The organism is Roseateles sp. (assembly GCF_036404855.1).
Taxonomy (GTDB): Bacteria; Pseudomonadota; Gammaproteobacteria; order Burkholderiales; family Burkholderiaceae_C; genus Pelomonas.
Genome location: NZ_DASWYS010000306.1, coordinates 1 through 6,372, shown reverse-complemented (window position 1 = coordinate 6,372; position 6,372 = coordinate 1). Strand labels below are relative to the sequence as shown.

At 65.8% G+C, this 6,372-nt stretch carries 6 protein-coding genes; 2 read left to right on the top strand and 4 right to left on the bottom strand.

The features are described 5' to 3' along the window. From VGF12_RS20570 to argA, 4 genes are all read right to left on the bottom strand, one after another. Positions 1 to 532: hypothetical protein (locus VGF12_RS20570; protein ID WP_414710161.1), on the bottom strand; the 532-nt coding region annotated here is incomplete at its 3' end. Positions 533 to 805: 273 nt separating this feature from the next. Continuing rightward, positions 806 to 1,102 carry an H-NS histone family protein gene (locus tag VGF12_RS20565; RefSeq protein ID WP_331177913.1) on the bottom strand — a complete coding sequence of 99 codons (297 nt, stop codon included), beginning with the start codon at positions 1,100 to 1,102 and terminating at the stop codon, positions 806 to 808. Between the two features lie 314 nt (positions 1,103 to 1,416). Next, on the bottom strand, positions 1,417 to 1,695 hold the full coding sequence (locus VGF12_RS20560) for an oxidative damage protection protein (RefSeq protein WP_331177912.1): 279 nt from the start codon (positions 1,693 to 1,695) through the stop codon (positions 1,417 to 1,419). 77 nt (positions 1,696 to 1,772) lie between these two features. Beyond that, positions 1,773 to 3,116: an amino-acid N-acetyltransferase gene (gene argA, locus VGF12_RS20555; protein WP_331177911.1), complete on the bottom strand. Its 1,344-nt coding sequence runs from the start codon at positions 3,114 to 3,116 to the stop codon at positions 1,773 to 1,775. A gap of 84 nt (positions 3,117 to 3,200) precedes the next feature. On the opposite strand from argA, the gene VGF12_RS20550 reads away from it, so the two are divergent. Together VGF12_RS20550 and hrpA are read left to right on the top strand one after the other, a co-directional pair. Beyond that, positions 3,201 to 3,593, top strand: a complete 393-nt coding sequence (locus tag VGF12_RS20550; RefSeq protein ID WP_331177910.1) for a VOC family protein — start codon at positions 3,201 to 3,203, stop codon at positions 3,591 to 3,593. 25 nt (positions 3,594 to 3,618) lie between these two features. After that, a partial coding sequence (hrpA, locus tag VGF12_RS20545; RefSeq protein WP_331177909.1) for an ATP-dependent RNA helicase HrpA occupies positions 3,619 to 6,372 on the top strand: 2,754 nt, incomplete at its 3' end.

The following is a 6,372-nucleotide window of genomic DNA, read 5'->3' as shown; positions in this document are numbered from 1 at the left end:
CGCGCCAACTGCTCAGCCGGCCGGTCAGGCGCAGCCGGCGCAACAGCACCCGGTTCAGTGTGACGGCCAGCAGCGGCAGCGCGAGCGCGCTGAGCACGGGCGCTGAAATCAGCAGATCCAGCGCCGCGCCGGGGTCGGCCGGGGTCTTGAAGAACAGGGGCAGGCCGGCGCCAAGCAGCAGCCCGGCCATGACCAAGGGCAGCACCCATGCACTGAGTCGCCACAACGCCAGCAGGCCCAGGGCGGCCAGCAGCATGGGGATCAGGAGGTCCTGGGCCGGTACCGCGCCGGCGGGCTGGGGCAGGCGCAGCAGTGGCGGCAGCGCGCCGCCGGCCAGGTCCCAGGCGGTGACCAGGCCGCCGCCCAGGCCGGCCAGAGCGGCCTGGCTGACGCGTCGCATCCGGCGCCAACTGCGGCGGTTGCGGATGCGGCGAGGGCCGGGCGGCGGGGTCGTGGAGGGGGGGGCCTGTACGCTCAGGTCGGCCTCTGGCTCATGGCCGGAGGAGTCCGGAACGCCGGAGTGCAGGTGCATGGGTTAGGCCCCGGTCCGGTCCTGTGGCGGCAGGGCTTGTGCGTGACCTGCAGCGGGATGGGAGGGGGCAGCCATGGGGCGAATCTCGTCGCGCAGCGGCTGCCGCGATCCCGGGAGAAACCCGTGAATCGAGGCGGCAGACAGTGTCACGAAGGGCATGGCGCAGTTTAGGCGCGCGCCTATTGCAAAAGAAAAGGGCCATCCCGTAGATGGCCCTTACCTGGGGGAGGCGCGCGGCAGGCGCCTCAGGGTTTCTTTAGAGAAGTGCGCGCGTCAGACGGCGAAATCGGTCAGCTTCGCACCACCGGCCACGGCGGCTTTCAGCCATTTGGGCTGCAGGCCACGGCCGCTCCAGGTTTCACCGGTCGCCTGATTGCGATATTTGGCGGCCACCTTGGAGACCTTGACTGGCTTGGGCGTGCGCATGCTGAGGTCCGCCACCGTCAGGCCATATTCGCTCATCAGGGATTTGACCTTGGCAACGGCTTCGCTGCGTTCGCGCTCCTTGGTTTGGCTGATCTGCTCATCAAGCGCCGCGCGTTGGGCCAGGAGTTCCTTGAGATTGGACATGCTGCTATTCCTCTTGCGATTTGACCGGTGAGACTCCCGATGGCTGACATCGAGGCCTCGGAGGAGCTGGGCACGGGGCCCGGCAATTATCTCCGCCAGCGAATTAAATCGCGGACCGGGGATTCAGGCAAGAGTTTTCTCGGAACATGGGCAACGGGTTTGAATCCGATGCGGAAAACCTCATGGCAGGGGATTCGGCCCGAGGGCGCAGCATGGCGCGGATTGACGGATACCCCATGGAGCGATGGGCGGCATGTGAGGTGCCGGTATTTGCCGTGACGAATGCCACGGCGGGCGCATGAGGAATACGCCGGTCAGTTCGACGGCGGCACGTAGCCAGCCACCTGCTCGGCACCGCTGCCAAAGAAGAATTGCTCTGCCTGACGCATCAAGTATTGACGGGCGCGCTGGTCGGCGAGGTTGAGCCGGTTTTCATTGACGAGCATGGTCTGATGCTTCATCCAGGCGGCCCAGGCCTCCTTGCTGACGGTTTCCCAAACTCGCTTGCCGAGTTCCGTGTGCACGGGGTAGGGCGGGAAGTCCAGCCCTTCGGCTTCCTTCTTCAGATAGGCGCATTGAACGACGCGGGGCATGGCGGACTCCTAAGACACGAAAAGGGAAAACGGCCGGCACTTTAGCGTGCGGGCCGTTTGGGCAGGCGCGGCGGGGCTTAGTTGAATCGTTTGACCAGCACCAGCGAGCGGCGGTCCCAGTTGTATTTGCGCTTGCGTTCCTCGGGCAGCCATTCGGGGTCGACTTGCTGGAAGCCGCGCTTGATGAACCAGTGCATCGTGCGCGTGGTCAGCACGAAGATGCTGTCCAGCCCCATGGCTTTCGCGCGCTGCTCGATGCGCTTGAGCAGCCGGTCGCCGTCGCCCTGGCCCTGCACTTCGTTGGACACCGTCAGGGCCGCCATCTCGGCCGTGCGGGCTTCAACATAGGGGTAGAGGGCCGCGCAGCCGAAGATGACGCCATCGTGCTCAATGACGGTGTAGAGCTCGGCGTCGCGCTCGATCTCGGTCCGGCTGCGCTTGACCAGCGTGCCATCGCGCTCGAAGGGTTCGATGAGCTTGATGATGCCGGCGACGTCGTCCGACGTCGCCTCGCGCAGGCTTTCGAGCTTCTCGTCGACGACCATGGTGCCGATGCCGTCGTGGGTGTAGACCTCTTGAAGCAGCGCGCCATCGGCTGCGAACGGGATGATGTGCGTGCGCTCCACGCCGGCGCGGCAGGCCTCGGCGCAATGACGCAGGTAGAAGGCCACCTCCGTGGGCTCGGGCGTCGGGCCGGCCTTCGCAAGCATGCGGTCGGCGTCGGCCAGGGCCAATTCGGTGTCGATGGGGCTTTCGGGGTCGTTCGGGTCTTCACGGACACCGGGCACCTCGCAGACGAACAGCAGCTTGTCGGCCTGCAGCGCGATGGCTGTGGAGGTGGCGACGTCTTCCATCGACAGGTTGAAAGCCTCGCCTGTGGGGGAAAAGCCGAACGGCGACAGCAGCACGATGGCGCCGATGTCGATGGCGCGCTGGATCGCCGCGCCGTCGACCTTGCGGACCAAACCGGAATGCTGGAAGTCCACGCCGTCGACGATGCCGACCGGCCGGGCGGTCAGGAAGTTGCCGGACACGACGCGCACGGTGGCATTGGCCATCGGCGTGTTGGGCAGGCCTTGGCTGAATGCGGCCTCGATCTCGAAACGCAACTGGCCCGCGGCCTCCTGGGCGCAGTCCAGCGCAACGGCGTCGGTGATCCGGCGGCCGTGGCTGTAGCGCGGCGTCTGGCCCTTGGCGGCAAGCTGTTCGTTGACCTGGGGCCGGAAGCCGTGCACGAGGACAACCTTGATGCCCATGGCGTGCAGGATGGCCAGATCCTGCACGAAGGCGTTCAGCTTGCCGGCCGCGACCAGCTCGCCCGGCATGCCGACGACGAAGGTCTCGCCGCGGTAGGCGTGGATGTATGGCGCCACGGCACGGAACCAGGGCACAAAGGTGTGAGGAAAGACGAGGCCTGTCATTTCCGAATTGTGGAGCCTGCGCACCCCACTTGACGCTGTCATGTTCGACGTCGAGCATGACCGCTTCACAACCCGGAGACTGCGATGAAGGACTATCAAGATGTCTACATGACTCCCGGCGCCTTCAGCTGGAATGAGCTGTCCACGCCCGATCCCAAGGCCGCCTGTGCGTTCTACGGTGCGCTGTTCGGCTGGAGTTTTGACACCATGAAGCTGGGTGAGGGCGACTACCAAGTCGTCAAGGTTGGCGAGGTCGCGGTGGGGGGTGTCATGAAGCAGCAGCAGCCCGGCCCGGCGCTATGGGGCCCCTACGTCACGGTCGAATCCTGCGACGCCACTGTCGAGAAGGCGAAGGGCCTGGGAGCAACGGTGTGCGCCGGGCCATTTGACATCCCGACCGTCGGACGCATGGCGGTGTTGCAGGACCCGCAAGGCGCTGTCATGCAGGTCATCAGCTACTTCCCACGTGAGGAGTGAGCGGGTGCGGGACAATCCCGCCCCAATGAATTCCGAACGATCCGAGAGCCGGTTGCCTCAACCGGCTCTTTCCATTTCATTTCCCGAATCGCTGCCGGTTTCCGGCCGTCGCGACGAAATCATGGCGGCGCTGGCCCAGCACCAGGTCATCATCGTGTGCGGCGAGACCGGTTCGGGCAAGACGACGCAGTTGCCCAAGATCGCGCTGGCCATGGGACGTGGGCGCGTCAACGGCGGCGGCCTGATCGGCCACACCCAGCCGCGGCGCATCGCCGCCAGCAGCGTAGCCAAGCGCATCGCCGAGGAACTGAAGACGCCACTTGGCGACGTGGTGGGCTACAAGGTGCGCTTCCAGGACCGGCTGTCCAAGGGTGCGTCGGTCAAGCTGATGACGGACGGCATCCTGCTGGCCGAGACGCAGAGCGACCCGCTGCTAAAGGCCTACGACACGCTGATCATCGACGAGGCCCACGAGCGCAGCCTCAACATCGATTTCCTTCTGGGCTACCTGCGCGAGCTGCTGCCGCGCCGGCCGGACCTGAAGATCGTCGTCACGTCGGCCACCATTGACGCCGATCGCTTCGCACAGCATTTCGCGTCGGCCCGGGGGCCGGCGCCGGTGATGATGGTGTCGGGCCGACTGTTCCCGGTCGAGCAGCGCTACCGGCCGTTCGAGGAGAGTCGCGAGTACGACCTGAACAACGCGATCACTGACGCGGTGGACGAGCTATGGCGCGAGGGGGGCGGCGACGTGCTGGTGTTCCTGCCTGGCGAGCGCGAGATTCGCGAAGCGGCCGAGGCGCTTCGCAAGCACCATCCGCCCGGCGTGGACATCCTGCCGCTGTTTTCGCGGCTGTCCGAAGCCGACCAGAACAGGGTTTTCGAGCCGCACGGCGCGCGTCGCATCGTGCTGGCCACCAATGTGGCCGAGACCTCGCTGACGGTGCCTGGCATCCGCTACGTCATCGACCCCGGGTTGGCTCGCGTGAAGCGTTACAGCTACCGCAACAAGGTCGAGCAGCTGCTGATCGAGAACATCAGTCAGGCTGCAGCCAACCAGCGCGCCGGCCGCTGCGGTCGGGTCTCCAACGGCATCTGCGTGCGGTTGTACAGCGAGAAGGACTTCAACGAACGGCCCAGGTTCACAGACCCTGAGATCCTGCGCAGCAGCCTGGCCGGCGTCATCCTGCGCATGAAATCGCTGCACCTGGGTGACGTGGAACGCTTCCCGTTCATCGAGGCACCCCGGCCCAAGGCCATCGCCGACGGCTACCAGCTGCTCAACGAACTGGGTGCCGTGGACGACGCCAACGACCTCACGGACCTGGGCAAGGAGCTGTCGCGCCTGCCCCTGGACCCGCGCGTGGGTCGAATGATCCTGGAAGCCCGTCAGCGCCATGCGCTGACGGAGGTGCTGGTGATCGCATCGGCGTTGTCAGGCCAGGACGTGCGCGACCGCCCGCAGGAAGCCGCGCAGGCCGCGGACGAAAAGCACAAGAAGTTCGACGACGAGAAGTCGGAATTCATGGGCTATCTGAAGCTGTGGAAGTGGCTTGGCGACTCCAGAGGCGGGGAAGGCGAACACAAGCTGTCGCACCGCAAGTACGAGGCGCTGTTGCGGGAGAACTTCGTCAGCCCGCGCCGCGTGCGCGAGTGGCGCGACGTGCATTCGCAGCTGCAGACCGTCGTCGCTGAGCATGGCTGGCGGCTCAATGCCAGCGCGGCGACCTACGAGCAAGTGCACCTGTCCATGCTGGCCGGCCTGTTGGGCAACATCGGGCAGAAGAGCGACGACGAAGACTGGTATCTCGGCGCTCGCGGCATCAAGTTCTACCGCCACCCCGGAGCTCACCTCAGCAAGAAGCCGGGCCGCTGGATCGTCGCGGCCGAACTGGTCGACACATCGCGCCTGTATGGCCGTGGCTTGGCCAACATCGAACCGCAATGGTTGCCGCCGATCGCCGGGCATCTAATCAAGACGCAGCTGTTGGAGCCGCACTGGGAGAAGAAGGCGGCCGAGGTCGTTGCGCTGGAGCGTGCGACGCTGTACGGCATCGTGCTGTACAGCAACAAGCGCGTGAACTTCGGTCGCGTGGATGCCGGGGCGGCGCGAGAGATCTTCATCCGCGAGGGCCTGGTCAACGACGAGCTGCCCGAGGACCTTGCGCGTCAACTGCCGTTCATTGGCCACAACCGTCGCCAGATCAGCAAGGTCGAGGCGCTGGAGCACAAGTCGCGCCGCCAGGACGTGCTGGTAGATGACGAGCTCATCTACGCCTTCTACGACGACAAGCTGCCGGCCAACGTGTTCTCCGGCAGCACGCTGCTGAAGTGGTGGCGCGAAGCCAGCAGGGGCAACGACAAGCTGCTGCAGCTCAGCCAGGATGAGCGGATGCGCCACGAGGCCGCGGGCGTCACCAGCGAGGCCTTTCCCAAGGTCATTCGCCTGGGGGGCGTGGACTGCGCGGCCCACTATCTGCACCAGCCGGGCGATGCGCGCGACGGTCTGACGGTGACGGTGCCCATCTTTGCGCTGAACCAGGTCAGCGAGGAGCGTGCCGAGTGGCTGGTGCCCGGCATGCTGGCGCAGAAGGTCACGGCGCTGCTGAAGAGCCTGCACCAGAAGCCGCGCGCGAGGTTGACGCCGCTGCCGGACTTCGTCGCCGAGTTCATCGAACTGCATCAGTTCGCGCAAGGCGGTCTCGTCGACGTGCTGCTGAAAGCCGTCAAGGAGCGCACCCAGCTCGCCGTGCAGCGCAATGACTTCAAGCTGGAGCAA